The sequence below is a fragment of the Segeticoccus rhizosphaerae genome, from assembly GCF_009192725.1.
In the GTDB taxonomy this organism is placed as follows: domain Bacteria; phylum Actinomycetota; class Actinomycetes; order Actinomycetales; family Dermatophilaceae; genus Segeticoccus; species Segeticoccus rhizosphaerae.
On record NZ_VOHR01000072.1, the window covers coordinates 1 to 14,983 of the forward strand.

13 protein-coding genes are annotated in these 14,983 nt (G+C 70.8%); 4 read left to right on the forward strand and 9 right to left on the reverse strand.

Translation table 11 applies throughout. The features are described 5' to 3' along the window. Window positions 1–613 (reverse strand): MFS transporter (locus FRW57_RS08240; protein ID WP_203230257.1); only part of this gene is annotated, 613 nt, incomplete at its 3' end. Window positions 614–665: 52 nt separating this feature from the next. Then, a complete protein-coding gene (locus FRW57_RS08245) occupies window positions 666–1,952 on the reverse strand; it encodes an MFS transporter (RefSeq protein ID WP_137123087.1) in 1,287 nt (428 codons plus the stop codon). Between the two features lie 113 nt (window positions 1,953–2,065). On the opposite strand from FRW57_RS08245, the gene FRW57_RS08250 reads away from it, so the two are divergent. Beyond that, window positions 2,066–3,202 (forward strand): citrate synthase 2, encoded by a 1,137-nt coding sequence (locus tag FRW57_RS08250; protein WP_137123088.1) that lies wholly within the window; start codon window positions 2,066–2,068, stop codon window positions 3,200–3,202. A gap of 34 nt (window positions 3,203–3,236) precedes the next feature. Here FRW57_RS08250 and FRW57_RS08255 read toward each other — a convergent pair whose 3' ends face one another. Next, window positions 3,237–3,599 carry a VOC family protein gene (locus FRW57_RS08255; RefSeq protein WP_137123089.1) on the reverse strand — a complete coding sequence of 121 codons (363 nt, stop codon included), beginning with the start codon at window positions 3,597–3,599 and terminating at the stop codon, window positions 3,237–3,239. A 73-nt stretch (window positions 3,600–3,672) separates the two neighbouring features. On the opposite strand from FRW57_RS08255, the gene serC reads away from it, so the two are divergent. Continuing rightward, window positions 3,673–4,800, forward strand: coding sequence for a phosphoserine transaminase (serC, locus tag FRW57_RS08260; protein ID WP_152185780.1), 1,128 nt, complete (start codon window positions 3,673–3,675; stop codon window positions 4,798–4,800). 59 nt (window positions 4,801–4,859) lie between these two features. Beyond that, window positions 4,860–7,502, forward strand: coding sequence for an aminopeptidase N (pepN, locus tag FRW57_RS08265; protein ID WP_444965525.1), 2,643 nt, complete (start codon window positions 4,860–4,862; stop codon window positions 7,500–7,502). A gap of 119 nt (window positions 7,503–7,621) precedes the next feature. Here the strand turns inward: pepN and FRW57_RS08270 are convergent, their stop codons facing one another. Both FRW57_RS08270 and FRW57_RS08275 read right to left on the reverse strand, forming a co-directional pair. Then, the gene (locus tag FRW57_RS08270; RefSeq protein ID WP_137123091.1) at window positions 7,622–8,908 is read right to left on the reverse strand and encodes an MFS transporter; all 1,287 of its coding nucleotides are present in this window, start codon (window positions 8,906–8,908) and stop codon (window positions 7,622–7,624) included. Further along, window positions 8,905–9,276, reverse strand: coding sequence for a MarR family winged helix-turn-helix transcriptional regulator (locus FRW57_RS08275; protein ID WP_137123092.1), 372 nt, complete (start codon window positions 9,274–9,276; stop codon window positions 8,905–8,907). The genes FRW57_RS08270 and FRW57_RS08275 overlap by 4 nt, the downstream gene beginning before the upstream one ends. A 229-nt stretch (window positions 9,277–9,505) precedes the next feature. Between FRW57_RS08275 and map the strand changes: the two genes are divergently transcribed. After that, window positions 9,506–10,276, forward strand: coding sequence for a type I methionyl aminopeptidase (gene map / locus FRW57_RS08280; protein WP_137123093.1), 771 nt, complete (start codon window positions 9,506–9,508; stop codon window positions 10,274–10,276). Between the two features lie 69 nt (window positions 10,277–10,345). On the opposite strand, the gene FRW57_RS08285 is transcribed toward map, so the two are convergent. The 4 genes from FRW57_RS08285 to FRW57_RS08300 form a co-directional block, all read right to left on the reverse strand. After that, window positions 10,346–11,659 (reverse strand): cytochrome P450, encoded by a 1,314-nt coding sequence (locus FRW57_RS08285; protein WP_137123094.1) that lies wholly within the window; start codon window positions 11,657–11,659, stop codon window positions 10,346–10,348. Window positions 11,660–11,693: 34 nt separating this feature from the next. After that, the gene (locus FRW57_RS25025; protein WP_202911684.1) at window positions 11,694–12,173 is read right to left on the reverse strand and encodes a sensor domain-containing protein; all 480 of its coding nucleotides are present in this window, start codon (window positions 12,171–12,173) and stop codon (window positions 11,694–11,696) included. A gap of 94 nt (window positions 12,174–12,267) precedes the next feature. Next, on the reverse strand, window positions 12,268–13,758 hold the full coding sequence (locus FRW57_RS08295) for an NCS2 family permease (RefSeq protein ID WP_137123095.1): 1,491 nt from the start codon (window positions 13,756–13,758) through the stop codon (window positions 12,268–12,270). A gap of 43 nt (window positions 13,759–13,801) precedes the next feature. Next, a partial coding sequence (locus tag FRW57_RS08300) for an MMPL family transporter (RefSeq protein ID WP_152185781.1) occupies window positions 13,802–14,983 on the reverse strand: 1,182 nt, incomplete at its 5' end.

A 14,983-nucleotide genomic window follows, 5' to 3' on the forward strand; every position in this document is an offset into this window, starting at 1 on the left:
CCGACCCGACCGTCCCGCCGCCGTCCCGGGAGTGCGCCACCACCCCGCGCGTCAGGGCCGGCACGAACGGCAGGGCGAGCACCGGTGAGGCTGCGAGGAAGGCCACGAGGGCGAACCGCCCGTCCGCCTGCAACGCCACCCCGCCGGGCACGGCCAGCAGGTTGGGCAGCGCGATGGCCAGTCCGTAGAGGCCGACCGCCTCTCCCATCCGCCCCGGCGGGGCGATCCGCGCGGTGATGGTCGAGCCGAGCACGGTCAGGACGGCGAACCCGAGACCGCGCACCGCCGAGACCACCAGCAGCCACCACAGGTCGTGCGCGAGCAGGTAGAGCGGAGCCGGAAGCCCGAGAGCCACGAGGCCCAGCGCCAGCACTGGGCCGAGCCCGAACCGGTCGACCGCCGCGGGCACCAGCATCTGCGTCCCGACGGTGCACACCAGCATCACGGTGGTGACCAGCCCGGCGGTGCCGGACGAGGCCCCGTGCGACGCGGCATACGAGGGCAACGAGGACAGGGTGAGGCAGAAGCTGGCGAAACCCAGGAACGTGACCACCACGAGCTGCCGCATGGCGGGGATCCGCCACACGGCAACGGCATGGTCGTTCGGGGTCACCGGGCCACTATCGCGCACCGACCGCGGCCGGGCCGGGCCGTCCACCAAGCGGTTACGGCGTCGGCGAGCGCGCGTCATACCGCAGGAAGCCTCGCTGCCAGGCACCCAGCGCCAGCACCGCCACGACACACAGGACGCCACCCGCCACCGCCGCGAAGGCCTCGCTGTACGCCGCGGCGCCGGTGCCCGCGACGAGGTCGCCGAGCCGGGGGCCACCGGCCACGACGACGATGAAAACGCCCTGCAGGCGGCCGCGCAGGTGGTCGGGCGTGGCAGCCTGCAGGATGGTCGTGCGGAAGACGGAGCTCACCGAGTCGGCGGCGCCGGCGCAGGCGAGCGCGGCGGCACCGCACCACAGCGCCTGGGTCCGGGTGAGCAGTCCGTCGGCAAGCGCCACCGACACCCCGAAGCCCGCGATCGAGACGCCCCACAGGGCGACCGAGACGACCACGGCCAGTCCCTGGCGGCGGATGCCCCCGAGCCGCCCGGAGAAGAACATCGCCGCCATCGCGCCGACGGCCACCGCGGCCGACATGAACCCGACCGTCTTCGCGCCGCCCCCGAACGCGAGCATCGCCACGGCCGGGAAGAGGGCGCGCGGCTGCGCCAGGATCATCGCGCAGAAGTCGGCGAGGAAGGTCATCCGCAGGTTGGGTCGGCTGCCCAGGAACTTCAGGCCGTCCAGGACGCTGGTGAGGCCGGGCCGGCGGCGCGGGACGCCGGCGTCCGACAGCGGATCCACCTCGGGCGGAATCGGTTCGAGCCGCAGCAGGCCCCAGATCGCGAACGCGAACAGCCCCGTGTCGACCCCGTAGGCGACGGCGTAGCCGCCCCAGTCGACCAGCACGCCGGCGAGCAGCGGACCCACCGTCATCGCGATGTTCATCGCAGCCACGTTGAGCGCGTTGGCCGCCGGGAGCAGTGCGTCCTCGAGCAGCCGCGGGTAGATCGCCGACCGCGCGGGGCTGACCACCGCGAAGCCGGCGTTGTAGACCGCCACGAGCGCGTAGAGGACGCCGACGTGGGTGTTGCCCAGCAGCGCCTGCACGGTGTTGAGCATCGAACCGCACCACAGGACGGCGCCGGCGACCAGCGCGACGGTCCGCCGGTCGTGCGCGTCGACGAGCGCCCCGCCATACAGGCCCATCAGGATGATCGGGCCGAGCGCACACAGTCCGACCAGACCCACCGCGAAGCTGGAACCGGTGATGTCGTAGACCTGCAGCCCGATGGCCACGGTCGCGAGCTGCGCGCCGACGCCGCTGACCGTGAAACCGGAGTAGAGGCGGCGGTATGACGGGTTGACCCGCAGCGGCGTCAGGTCCAGCAACAAGGGCACCGGCAAAGGCTATGGCGTGCCGGCCCGGCACCCGCACCTGACGCGGGACGGCTCGTCGGGGCACAATGGCCACGCCTCCGGCACCGCGTCGGAGCGCGCGACGAGGTGATCCGATGACCGACGCTGCCCCCGCCGACGAGAACTTCACGCCCGGACTGGAGGGCGTGATCGCCTTCGAGTCCGCCATCGCCGAGCCCGACAAGGCGGGAGGAGCCCTGCGTTACCGAGGCGTTGACATCAACGACTTGGTCGGCACCGTGTCCTTCGGCAACGTGTGGGGGCTGCTGGTCGACAACAAGTTCAACCCCGGGCTGCCACCGGCCGAGCCGTTCCCGCTTCCGGTGCACACCGGCGACGTGCGGGTGGACGTGCAGAGTGCCCTCGCGCAACTGGCCCCGGTGTGGGGCTTCCGGCCGCTGCTCGACATCTCGCCCGAGCAGGCCCGCGACGACCTTGCCCGCGCCTCCGTCATGGCGCTGTCCTTCATCGCCCAGTCGGCCCGGGGGCAGGACCGCCCCATGGTCTCCCAGCGCGAGGTCGACACCGGCCGCACGATCGTGGAGCGCTTCATGATCCGGTGGCGCGGCGAGCCGGACCCCCGGCACGTGGAGGCCGTCGACGCCTACTGGGTGTCCGCGGCCGAGCACGGCATGAACGCCTCGACCTTCACCGCACGGGTGATCGCCTCCACCGGCGCCGATGTCGCGGCCTGCCTGTCCGGCGCGGTCGGCGCGATGAGCGGGCCGCTCCACGGGGGCGCCCCGTCGCGGGTGCTGCACATGATCGAGGCCGTTGAGGAGACCGGCGACGCCGGCGCCTACGTGCGGGGCGTGCTCGACCGGGGCGAACGGCTGATGGGTTTCGGTCACCGGGTCTATCGGGCCGAGGACCCGCGCGCGAAGGTGCTGCGGGACACCTGCGCGCGACTCGGCGCGCCGCGCTACGACGTCGCCGCCGCGCTCGAGAAGGCGGCGCTCGACGAGCTGCACGCCCGCAGGCCCGACCGGGTGCTCGCCACCAATGTCGAGTTCTGGGCGGCTGTGCTGCTCGACTTCGCCGACGTGCCTCCGGCAATGTTCACTCCCATGTTCACCTGCGCACGCACCGCCGGGTGGGCCGCCCACGTCCTCGAGCAGAAGCGGACCGGTCGGCTGGTGCGACCGTCGGCGCGCTACGTCGGCGAGGGCCCGCGCCGTCCTGAGGACGTCAGCGGCTGGGACGAGCGGCTCGCGGCCCGTCACGCCGGCTGACCAAGGCTGCGCCGTCCCGCGGCGGGGTCGTGGGTCAGTCGACGCAGAGGCAGAACGGGTGCCCCGCCGGGTCCAGGAAGACCCGGAAGGTCGTGCCGGGCTGGTGCTCGGCCAGGGTGGCCCCGAGCTCGCGGGCCGCGGCCTCGCCGGCGTCGAGGTCGTCGACCATCAGGTCCAGGTGCATCTGCTGCGGCACCTCCTGTCCCGGCCACTGGGGCGGCCTGTGGTCGGCCACCTGCTGGAAGCAGATGCACTGGCCGTAGTCGGCGCGCACCTCGGCCCAGCTCCCGTCGTCGTCGACCGTGGTCTTCCAGTCGAGGAGCGCGCCGTAGAAGGTCGCGAGGACACCGGGGTCGGGGCAGTCGAGGATGGTGCTGGGAAAGCGTGCGATAGCCATGCCCGGCACGATAATCCTCGTTGCGGACGTCCTCCTTCCGCATCGTCACCGGCCACCTGCGAGACTCGGCGGCGTGACGGACGCGCTGCCCACCATCCCCGCCGAGCTCCTGCCCTCCGACGGCCGCTTCGGCTGCGGGCCGAGCAAGGTCCGCCCCGGGCAGCTCGACTTCCTCACCTCACTGGAGCGCACGGTGCTCGGGACGTCGCACCGGCAAGCACCGGTCCGCAGCCTGGTTGCGGACATCCGGCGCGGTCTCGCCGAGCTGTTCTCCCTGCCCGAGGGCTACGAGATCGTGCTGGGCAACGGTGGCACGACGGCATTCTGGGACGCGGCGGCCTTCGGTCTGGTCCGTGACCGGGCGCAGCACCTGACGTATGGCGAGTTCTCCGGCAAGTTCGCCAAGGTCACCGCCGGCGCGCCGTTCCTCGGTGAGCCCACGATCGTGTCCGCCGAGCCGGGCACCGTCGCTGCGCCGGTCGCCGAACCGGGCGTGGACGCCTACGCGTGGGCGCACAACGAGACCTCGACCGGTGCGATGGCTCCGGTCCGGCGGGTTGCGGACGCGGACGACGGCGCGCTCATGCTCGTGGACGCGACGTCCGGCGCCGGCGGTCTGTCGGTGGACATGGCCCAGGCGGACGTCTACTACTTCGCGCCCCAGAAGTGCTTCGCGGCCGACGGTGGGCTCTGGCTGGCGGCCTTCTCCCCCGCGGCGCTCGACCGGGTCGATCAGATTGCGGCTTCGGGACGGTGGACGCCGGCCTTCCTCTCGCTGCCGACCGCGATCGAGAACTCCCGCAAGGACCAGACCTACAACACGCCCGCGGTGGCCACGCTCGCGCTGCTGGCCGACCAGGTCCGCTGGTTGGGCGAGCAGGGCGGCCTCGACTGGGCCGTGCAACGCACGACGGACAGCTCCCGGCGCCTGTACGACTGGGCGGAGCGCACGGCATACACCTCGCCCTTCGTCACCGACCCGGGCCAGCGTTCCCTGGTGGTGGGCACCATCGACCTGGCGGACTCGGTCGACGCTGCTGCCGTCGCGAGGGCGTTGCGCGCGGGCGGGATCGTCGACACCGAGTCCTACCGCGGTCTGGGCCGCAACCAGCTGCGGATCGGCATGTTCCCGGCCATCGAGCCCGACGACGTCTCGGCGCTGACGGCCTGCATCGACCACGTCGTCTCCGCCCTGTCCTGATCGCTCCCGGCCGCGGCGGTCGGACCCGGGCCGCCGGACCGCTCTGATTGACTGTGCCGGTGACCGAGACGAGCCAGCAGCCCCAGCCCACCTCGACGATCGACACCGCCAACCTGCGCCGCTCCGAGGCCGCGCTGCGTTCGGAACAGGTCCGCGTGACGGGCTACCGGGTCGAGCTCGACCTGACCGGGGCGAAGGACCCGGCGCAGCCGTCCTACCCGTCCACCACGACGATCGAGTTCACCTCGACGATGGAGACGACGTTCCTCGACTTCATCGGGCCCCGCGTGCGGTCGGTCACGGTCAACGGCTGGCAGATCGATGCGGCGGCGTCCTTCGACGGCAACCGGATCCAGCTCACCGGACTGACCGGCAGCAACATCGTCACGGTGGTGGCCGACGCTGCCTACAGCCGCTCGGGCGAGGGCCTGCACCGCTTCGTCGACCCGGCCGACGGCGAGACCTACCTCTACACGCAGTACGAACCAGCCGACGCGCGGAGGGTTTTCGCGAACTTCGAGCAGCCAGACCTCAAGGCGCCGTTCACTTTCGTGGTCCACGCCCCGGCCGCGTGGCGGGTGCACTCCAACCAGGCCGTGGCCACGGAGTCGAGGGAGGGAGGCGTGCAGCACGTCGAGTTCGCCCCGACCCTGCCGATGTCGACCTACATCACCAACATCACCGCCGGGCCCTACCACTGCGTGCAGGACCACTGGAGCACCACGTTCCCTGACGGGAGCAGCCTCGAGGTCCCGTTGGCCGTGTTGTGCCGCGCTTCGCTGGCGGAGCACCTCGACGCCGACGCGATCTTCGAGGTCACCAGGCAGGGCCTCGACTTCTTCCACGAGGCGTTCGGCTATCCCTATCCCTGGGGCAAGTACGACCAGGCGTTCGTGCCGGAGTACAACCTCGGTGCGATGGAGAACCCGGGCTGCGTGACGTTCACCGAGCACTACGTCTACCGTTCTGCTGCAACGGAATCGCAGTATGCCGCGCGGGCCAACACGATCCTGCACGAGATGGCCCACATGTGGTTCGGCGACCTGGTAACGATGCGGTGGTGGGACGACCTGTGGCTCAAGGAGTCCTTCGCCGACTACATGGGCGCGCACGCCTCCGCGGTCGCCACCCGGTTCACCGACGCCTGGACGAGCTTCGCCAGCAACCGCAAGGCGTGGGCCTACCTGCAGGACCAGCTGCCGACCACGCACCCGATCGTCGCCGACATCGCCGACCTCGAGGCGGCCAAGCAGAACTTCGACGGCATCACCTACGCCAAGGGCGCCTCGGTGCTCAAGCAGCTGGTCGCCTACGTCGGGGTGGACGCGTTCTTCGCCGGTGCCCGGTCCTACTTCCGTGACCACGAGTACGCCAACACCACCCTGCCGGACCTGCTGGTCGCGCTGGAGGATGCCTCGGGTCGCGAGCTGCGGACCTGGTCGTCCCAGTGGCTCGAGACGGCCGGCATCGGGACGCTCACGCCGGAGTTGGAGCTGACCGCTGAGGGCACGATCGGGTCGTTGGCGATCCGACAGGAGTCGGTCGATCCCACCACCGGAGCGCAGGCGCTGCGCCCGCACCGGCTGGCCGTGGGCCTGTATGCCGTGTCGGACGGCAGGCTGACGCGCAGCCACCGCCTCGAGCTGGATGTCACGGGAGGGCGCACGGAGGTGACGGAGGCCGTCGGCCTGCCCGCGCCCGATCTCGTCCTGGTCAACGACGACGACCTGACCTACGGCAAGGTCCGGCTCGACGACCGCTCCCTGGCGACCGCCCGCGAACACCTGTCGACCGCCGAGTCCTCACTGTCGCGGGCGCTGCTCTGGTCGGCGCTGTGGAACGCCGCCCGTGACGCCGTCCTCCCTGCCGGCGACTACCTGCAGATCGCGCTGGAGCAGGGCCCGCTCGAGCCGGACGCAGGTGTGCTGCGCGACGTGCTGACCTGCGCTCGCACTGCGGTCGAGCGCTACCTCCCCATCGCCGTGCGTCCGCAGGCCCGCGACCGGCTGCTCGAGGTGGCGTGGCGCGAGCTCGACGCGAGCGAGCCGGGATCCGACGCGCAACTGGTGTGGGCTCGCACGGTCGCCGCGGTCGCCGCAACGTGCGACTCGGGGCGGGCACGCCTCCGGTCGCTGCTCGAGGGCACGGAGCAGGTCGAGGGGCTGACCGTGGACCCCGACCTGCGCTGGGGCCTGTGGCAGGCACTCGCCGCGACCGGCCACGCGACCGCGGCCGAGCTCGACGCCGAGCTGCAGCGCGACCGCACCGCCTCGGGCGCCACACACCACGTCGCGGCCCTGGCCGGCCGTCCCGACGCCGCCGTCAAGGCGCGCGCCTGGACCGCACTCACCGACTCTGACGAGCTGACCAACGAGCACGTGAGCGCGACCATCGCCGGGTTCACCCAGCCGTTGCACGGCGACCTGACCGCCGCCTACACCGATCGCTACTTCGAGGATCTGCGTCGGTTCTGGTCGGAGCGCAGCATCGAGATCGCCACCCGGCTGGTGCGCGGGCTCTACCCCGGCCACCAGGACCTGACCGACGGCCAGCGCCCCGAGGACCACCCCGTCGTCGCCCGGTCGCAGCGGTGGCTGGACGCGAACCCGGACGCTCCCGCGGCTCTGCGCCGGCTCGTCGTGGAGCAGCAGGACCACCTGGAGCGCGCCCTTCGCGCCCAGGCAACCGCCGCCGCGCCGTAGGGAAGGGTCGTGCGGTCGGACGCGTCAGTTGATGACGCCGGCGAGGCTGCTGCCCAGGACCGCTGCCACCATGGCGACCAGCGCCACGATCACGATCACGCGGCGGAAGCGTGGGGTCATCATGAGGCCCGCTGGGGCTCGGGGAGCTCGACCTGTTCACGGGTGACGACGAACCGGGGACGGCCCTGCCACTGGTAACGCAGGTGGATGTTCTCGGAGCGCATGAGATAGAGCATCGCACCCGCGACCGAGAGCCCCACCGCCACGGTGCCGACGAGGATGGTCCAGCGCGGCCCCCAGGCCTCACCGATCCAGCCGATCAGCGGTGCTCCGATGGGCGTGCCGCCCATGAAGATGGCCATGTAGAGCGACATCACCCGACCGCGCATCTGCGGGTCGACGCTCAGTTGCACCATCGAGTTGGCGCTGGTCATGACGGTCATCGCCGCCAGCCCGCTGGGGATCAGGAAGAGCGCGAACCACACGTATGACGGAGCGAGACCGGCAGCCAACGTCGACACCGTGAACCCGGCCAGGGCCACGAGCAGGATGCGCAACCGGGGACGCGGTCGCCGGGCGGACAGCAGCGCACCGGCGAGGGAACCGACGGCCATCACCGAGCCGAGCAAGCCGTACTCGCCGGCGCCCTTGTGGAACGCCTCCGTGGCCATCACCGCGATGGTCAGCTGGAAGTTCATGCCGAAGGTGCCCAGCATGAAGATGAGCACGAGGATCAGGATGATGTCCGGCCTGCCCCGCACATACCTGGCACCTTCGCGCAGCGACCCCTTGCTGCGGACCCGGGGCGCAGGTCGCAGCTCGCGCACCCGCAGGTGGAACAGCGCGAAGAGCACCGCGACGAAGCTCAGCGTGTTGACGAAGAAGGAGACCCCCGTGCCCCAGGCTGCGATCACCAGACCGGCAACGCCCGGACCGACCAGCCGAGCGGCGTTGAAGGAGGCGCTGTTGAGGCCGACCGCGTTGCTCAGCGACTCGCGCGGCACCATCTCGGAGACGAAGGTCTGCCGGGCCGGGTTGTCGACTGCCGTGGCGCACCCCATGATGAAGGCCAACGCGTAGATGTGCCACAGCTGGACGGTCCCGGTGACCACGAGCACGCCGGTCAGCAACGAGGTGAGCGCCAGGGTGCTCTGGGTGACCGCGAGGATGCGGCGCTTCGGGAACCGGTCGGCCAGCACGCCGCCGAACGGAGCGAAGAGCACCACCGGAAGGAACTGCAGCGCGGTCACGAGGCCGAGTGCGGTCGAGGAGTTGTCGGTGAGCTGGGTGAGGACCAGCCAGTCCTGGGAGACGCGGCCCATCCAGGTGCCGACGTTGGAGATGAGCGCACCGGCCCAGTAGACGCGGTAGTTGTAGATGGTGAGGGAGGCGAAGGTCGGGCTCACTCGCTCACCACCCGCGCCAGGATCTCGCTCGCACGGGCCAACACCTCGCGATCCTCCGGCGACAGGTCCCTGAGGCGCTGCGCCATCCACTGGTCACGCCGGCGTCGCACATCCCGCCAGACGGCCCTACCCTCCTCGGTGAGGGCCACGATGACCTGCCGGCCGTCGGTGGGGTCATCGGTCCGGGACACCAGTCCCGCCTCGACGAGGCCCGCCACCGTGCGCGTCATGCTCGGCGCGCTGACGCGCTCGGTCTCTGCGAGCTCCTTCGGTGTCCGAGGGTTCTCCTGGAGCCGGCACAGGACGCTGAACTGATGCGGCGCAATGCGATTGGTGCTTTCGTAGCGGGCGCGGCGACTGATCCGCATGCAGACAAGACGAAGGTCGCTGGCCAGATGGCCGAGCGACGGTGTGCCGGTGGACTTGGACTTCGGGGGCAAGGGCTTCCTTTCGTGCACTGCTTACCCTAACTCATTACCTGCGCTAAGTATTTCGGGATCGCATCGTGAGAAGCCCCGTCGCCACCGCCGGGTGCATGACGTGGTCGCACCCCCGGCGAGCCCGGTGACACAGCACCGCGCGGCTAGGCTGACCGCCGTGATCGAACTCCTCACCCCCGCAGAGGTCGCCCAGATGCGCCCGGCCGGCCGCTTCGTCGCCGACGTGCTGACCAAGCTCGCGCAGGCGGCCGACGTCGGTGTCAACCTGCTCGACCTCGACGCGATGGCCCACCGGCTGATCCGGGACCGCGGTGCCCAGTCCTGCTACATCGACTACCACCCCTCGTTCGGCGCCAGCCCGTTCGGCAAGGTGCTGTGCACGTCGGTCAACGACGCGGTGCTGCACGGGCTGCCCCACGACTATCGACTGGCCGATGGAGACCTGCTCAGCCTCGACTTCGCCTGCTCGGTCGACGGCTGGGTGGCCGACTCGGCGCTCACCGTCCCGGTCGGAAGCCCCCGCCCGGAGGACCAGCGCCTGACCGCCGTGACCGAGGACGCGCTCGCCCGGGCCATCGAGATCGCGCGACCCGGTCACAAGCTCGGTGACATCTCGGCAGCGATCGGGCAGACCGCGGCGTCGGCCGGGTTCGCGGTCAACACCCAGTTCGGCGGACACGGAGTGGGCCGGACCATGCACGGCGATCCCCACGTGCCCAACGACGGCCGCCCGGGCCGCGGTCTGCCGTTGCGACCCGGACTGGTCATCGCCATCGAGCCATGGCTCTGCGCGGGGACCGACGAGATCTACACCGATCCCGACGGCTGGACCATCCGTAGCTCCGACGGGTCGCGCGGGGCCCACTCCGAGCACACCATCGCGATCACCGACGGCGACCCGATCGTCCTCACCGCACGAGACACCTGACTTGTTGCTGGGAGTCGGCGTCACCTGTGACGCCCACTGCCAGCAGCTAGGGGACGACTGGAGGGCGGATCAGGCGGCGCCGCCCTGGTCGACGTCTCCCGCTCCGGCCTTCCACAGCCGCACCGGCAGTGCCTCCACGCCGTAGACGATCGACAGCTTCCGGAACCGCAGCGAGGTCGGGTCGGCGGCCAGCCCGAGGTCGGGGAACCGCCGGGCCAGGGCCCGGAAGGAGATGCGCAGCTCCATCCGCGCCAGCTCGGAGCCGACGCAGCGGTGCAGCCCCTGCCCGAAGGCGAGGTGCGGCACCTTCGGGCGGTGCGGGTCGAACCGTTCGAGTCCCTCGCCAAGGATCTCGTCCCGGTCGGCAGCGAGCAGCGAGACAGCGAGGAGGTCACCTCGCTTGACCTGCTGGCCGAACAGCTCGTGGTCCTCCCGGGCGAAACGGGGGAAGGCGACCTGCACGACGCCGAGGTAGCGCAACAGCTCCTCCACGATGCCGTCGACGGCAGCGTCGTCCTCGCGGATCATCGCGAGCGCCTCGGGATCCCGGAGCAGGGCCAGGGTCCCGAGCGCCAGCATGCTCGCCGACGTCTCGTAGCCGCCGAGGAAGACGCCGTCGACCAGGCCGGCCAGCTCGACATCGGTGAGGGCGTCGCCGTGCTGGCGGATGATCCCGCCGATCAGGCCTTCTCCCGGCTCGGCGCGCTGCCGCCGCACGACCTCGAGCACCGACTCCCTCGCCTGGTCGGCCGAGTTGAACGCCCCGGCGACGCCGCGCGACATGTCGAACCGGGCCGGGCCGAGGTGGTGGAAGGGCGTGCGGTCCTCCTCGGGCAGGCCGAGCAGCTCGCAGATCACCTGGAAGGGCACCGGAAACCCGAAGCCGGACACGAGGTCGGCCACCGGCCCCTGCGCCTCGAGCTCGTCCAGCTGTCGCTCGACCAGGTCGGTGATCACCGGCTGCAGCCGGGCCAGCCGGCGCATCGTGAACTCGGGGGTGAGGAACCGGCGCAGTCGGGTGTGGTCGGGCGGGTCGGTGAAGCCGAGCCCACCGATCGACCGCGCCTCGCTGGAGCCTTCGCTCGCCACCAGCGGACGCAGGTCGTTGCTGTATGCCGCGCTGTTCATCAGCACCGCGCGCGCCTCGTGGTATCCGGTCACGATCCAGACGTTCATGCCGAAGGCACGTCCCAGCCGGCTGACCGGCTCCGTCTCCCGTCGAGTCGCGAGCTCGGGCACCGGGTCGAGCACCTCCCGGCGCAACGGCAGGGTGAACCGCTTCGGCAGCACCTGCATCCGGGTGACGTCCAGGCCCGACCGGGCCCCGAGCACCATCAACCGACCACCCAGCCAGCCCGCGACCCGTGCCGTGACTCCAGTCATGTGACCCCTTCCACCCTTCAGTCTCGCAGGAACGTCAGGACGGCCCGCACCCTGCGGTGGCGACCGTCGTCGGCGTGCAACCCCAGCTTGGCGAAGATCCGCCCGGTGTGTTTCTCCACCGCCCCCTCACTGACCACGAGCTCGGCGGCGATGCCATCAGCTGTGCCACCACCTGGGGGTCGAGGACCGTGCCGCCGTCGGCGACGCGCTGGATGGAGGCGAGGAAGGCCGTCATGATGAGGACGGGCAGTCCGAGCACCGTGATGAGCAGCCCGTCGCCGAGGGTGACCCCGGTGACGGTCACCACGAAGGCGGCGAGCGCGAGCGGGAACGACACGAACAGGTAGCTGGAGTGGCGCCAGAGACGCGTGAGCCGCCCGCGCCGGGCGCGGCGGCCGGACGGCATACCGGCCTCGGCTGCCGCGGGGGCGTTGGTGTCGGCGTACTGCATTCGCGTCGTGGGGTCCTGGATCAGCTGGGTTTCGGCGGCTGCCGGCAAGGGCGAGGATGTCATGGCAGCAACGCTTGGAGCCACGACATTTCGCGCCCATCCTGCTGACCGGCGACTTCGGGGTGGGGCTACCCCCACCAGTTCCTTCTGCCGCAGTTCAGGCTACGCCGAAGAGGCCCTTGATCGGCTCGATCGCGAAGTAGACGACGAACAGCGCCGCGATGAGCCACAGCAGCGGGTGGACGGCCGACGCCTTGCCGCGGGCCAGCTTGAGCACGACGTAGACGATGAATCCGGCCCCGATGCCGGCACTGATCGAGTAGGCGAACGGCATGATCACGATCGTCAGGAAGGCCGGGATCGCGACTTCCAGGTTGTCCCAGTCGATCCCGGTGACCTGCTGCATCATCAGGAAGCCGACGAAGACCAGTGCCGGGGTGGCCGCCTCGTGCGGGATGACGCTGACGAGCGGCGCCAGGAACGTGGCGAGCAGGAAGAGGATGCCGGTCACGATCGACGCGAGCCCGGTCCGCGCCCCGGCACCCACTCCGGAGGCGGACTCGATGTATGACGTGTTGCTGCTCACGCCCGCGGCTCCACCAGCTGCGGCCGCCACCGAGTCGACCACGAGGATGCGCTCGGTGCTCGGTGGGTTGCCGTGCTCGTCGAGCATGTCGCCCTCCGCGCCGATCGCCACCATCGTGCCCATGGTGTCGAAGAAGTCGGACAGCATCAGCGTGAAGATGAGCAGGATCACCGTGACCACGCCGATCTTGGGGATCGAGCCGAACAGCGAGAAGTGGCCGAGCAGACCGAAGTCGGGCAGGTCGACCCACGTCGTGGGGACCTTCGGGACGTTGAGCTGCCACCCCGCGGGATTGACCACCTTGCCGGCCGAGCTCATCGGCCCGATCTTGCCGATCGCCTGCATGATGATGCCGACGACCGTGCCGCCGAGGATCGCGTAGAGCAGGGCGCCGCGGATCTTGCGGGCGTACATGACGACGATCGCGATGAAGGTCAGCGCGAACAGGAGGATGGGCCAGCCGTTCAGCGAGCCGTGCTGCCCGAGCTGCACCGGTACGGGCCCGGCGGCCGGCTTGCTGATGAAGCCGGCGTCGACCAGTCCCACCAGGGTGATGAACAGCCCGATGCCGACGCTGATGGCCGTCTTCAGGGCGTGCGGGACCGCCCGGAAGACCGCGGTCCGGAAGCCCGTCAGCACGAGGACGAGGATGATCAGGCCCTCCAGCACCACCAGACCCATCGCGTCGGCCCAGGTCATGTCCGGCAGGGCAGCGATGCCCGTCGCGACGAAGACGTTGAGGCCGAGCCCGGTGGCGAGGGCGAGCGGGAAGTTGGCGATCGCCCCCATGAGCACCGTCATGATGCCCGCCACGAGGGCGGTGGCGGCCGCGATCTTCGGACCGTTCTCGCCCTGCAGCCCGCCGAGGAAGCTGCCGGTGCCGTCGGGGGTGTTGCCGATCAGGATGGGGTTGAGCACGACGATGTAGGCCATCGTGCAGAAGGTGACGAAGCCACCGCGCACCTCCCGCGCCACCGACGATCCTCGCTCGGTGATCTTGAAGTAGCGGTCCAAGGGAGTCCGGCTCCCGGACACAGCGGTGCGGGTGGAGGTCTGCGGCATGGCCCACAGCGTAGAGCCCCGCGACGGCGCCGTGCGCCTCGGCTCACGCCTCGATCAGCTCGCGCTCCTGGTCGGGTTCGCCGTCGGTGCCGGGCCGGCGGGTCGTGCCGCCGCCCGGAGCTGCTGCTGAGCCGTCGGACGCAGCGTCGGATCCACCGGCCAGCCGCCGACGCAGGCTCTCGCCCTCGATGTCGACGCGCGGCAGGACGCGATCGAGCCAGCGCGGCAGCCACCATGCGCTGTCGCCCAGCAGGGACATGACGGCCGGCACGATCGTCTGGCGGACGACGAAAGCGTCGACCAGCACCCCGAAGGCGAGGGCGAAGCCCATCGACTTGATGATCGTGTCCTCGCTGAGGACGAACCCGGAGAACACCGAGATCATGATGATGCCGGCCGCGGTCACGACGCGCGCACCGTGACCCACTCCGGAGACAGTGGCCTGCTGGGCGCTCGCCCCGTGCACGTAGTCCTCGCGCATCCGCGAGACGAGGAAGACCTCGTAGTCCATGGCCAATCCGAACAGGATGCCGATCAACAGGATGGGCAGGAAGCTGACGAGCGGTCCGACTCCGGTGACTCCGATGAGGCCCGACAACCAGCCCCACTGGAACACGGCGACCGTGACCCCGAAGGTCGCGCCGACGGTCAGCAGGAAACCGAGGGTGGCCTTGAGCGGCACCAGCAGCGACCGGAACACGAGCACGAGCAGGAGGAACGACAGTCCGATGACCACGCCGAGGTAGACCGGCAGGGCGTCGCCGAGCTTCTGCGACACGTCGACCCCGACGGCGGTCGACCCGGTCACTGCCACGTCCGCACCGTCCGCCTTCGCAATCGGCGCCACCGCGGCACGCACGTCATGGACCAGCTGCGCGGTCTCGGGGCTGGTCGGTCCCTCCTGCGGGACGATCGACAGCAGCATGACGTCGCCGTCCCTGCTCGGCTGCGGTGGTGCGACGGCGACCACGTGGTCCAGACCGGAGACGGCCCTGGTGACGTCGCCTGCGACCTGCTCGGCCTGCTGCGGGGAGTCACCGAAGACGACCAGGGCCAGCTGGCCGTTGTAGCCGGGGCCGAAGCCTTCGCTGATCAGGTCGTAGGCCGCCCGCTTCTCGGTGCCCTGGGCGGCCGAGCTGCCGTCCGGCAGCGCGAGCCGCATGTCGGCGGCGGGCAGCGCCAGCACGCCGAGGCCGATGACCCCGAGCAGGACCACCGCCAGGCG

What these genes read in the sequence shown, in the direction of transcription:
- FRW57_RS25025 (WP_202911684.1), bottom strand. Translation starts at nt 12,173, where the DNA reads ATGACATCCTCGCCCTTGCCGGCAGCCGCCGAAACCCAGCTGATCCAG.
- FRW57_RS08250 (WP_137123088.1), top strand. Translation starts at nt 2,066, where the DNA reads ATGACCGACGCTGCCCCCGCCGACGAGAACTTCACGCCCGGACTGGAG.
- FRW57_RS08285 (WP_137123094.1), bottom strand. Translation starts at nt 11,659, where the DNA reads ATGACTGGAGTCACGGCACGGGTCGCGGGCTGGCTGGGTGGTCGGTTG.
- FRW57_RS08255 (WP_137123089.1), bottom strand. Translation starts at nt 3,599, where the DNA reads ATGGCTATCGCACGCTTTCCCAGCACCATCCTCGACTGCCCCGACCCC.
- FRW57_RS08295 (WP_137123095.1), bottom strand. Translation starts at nt 13,758, where the DNA reads ATGCCGCAGACCTCCACCCGCACCGCTGTGTCCGGGAGCCGGACTCCC.
- FRW57_RS08275 (WP_137123092.1), bottom strand. Translation starts at nt 9,276, where the DNA reads ATGCGGATCAGTCGCCGCGCCCGCTACGAAAGCACCAATCGCATTGCG.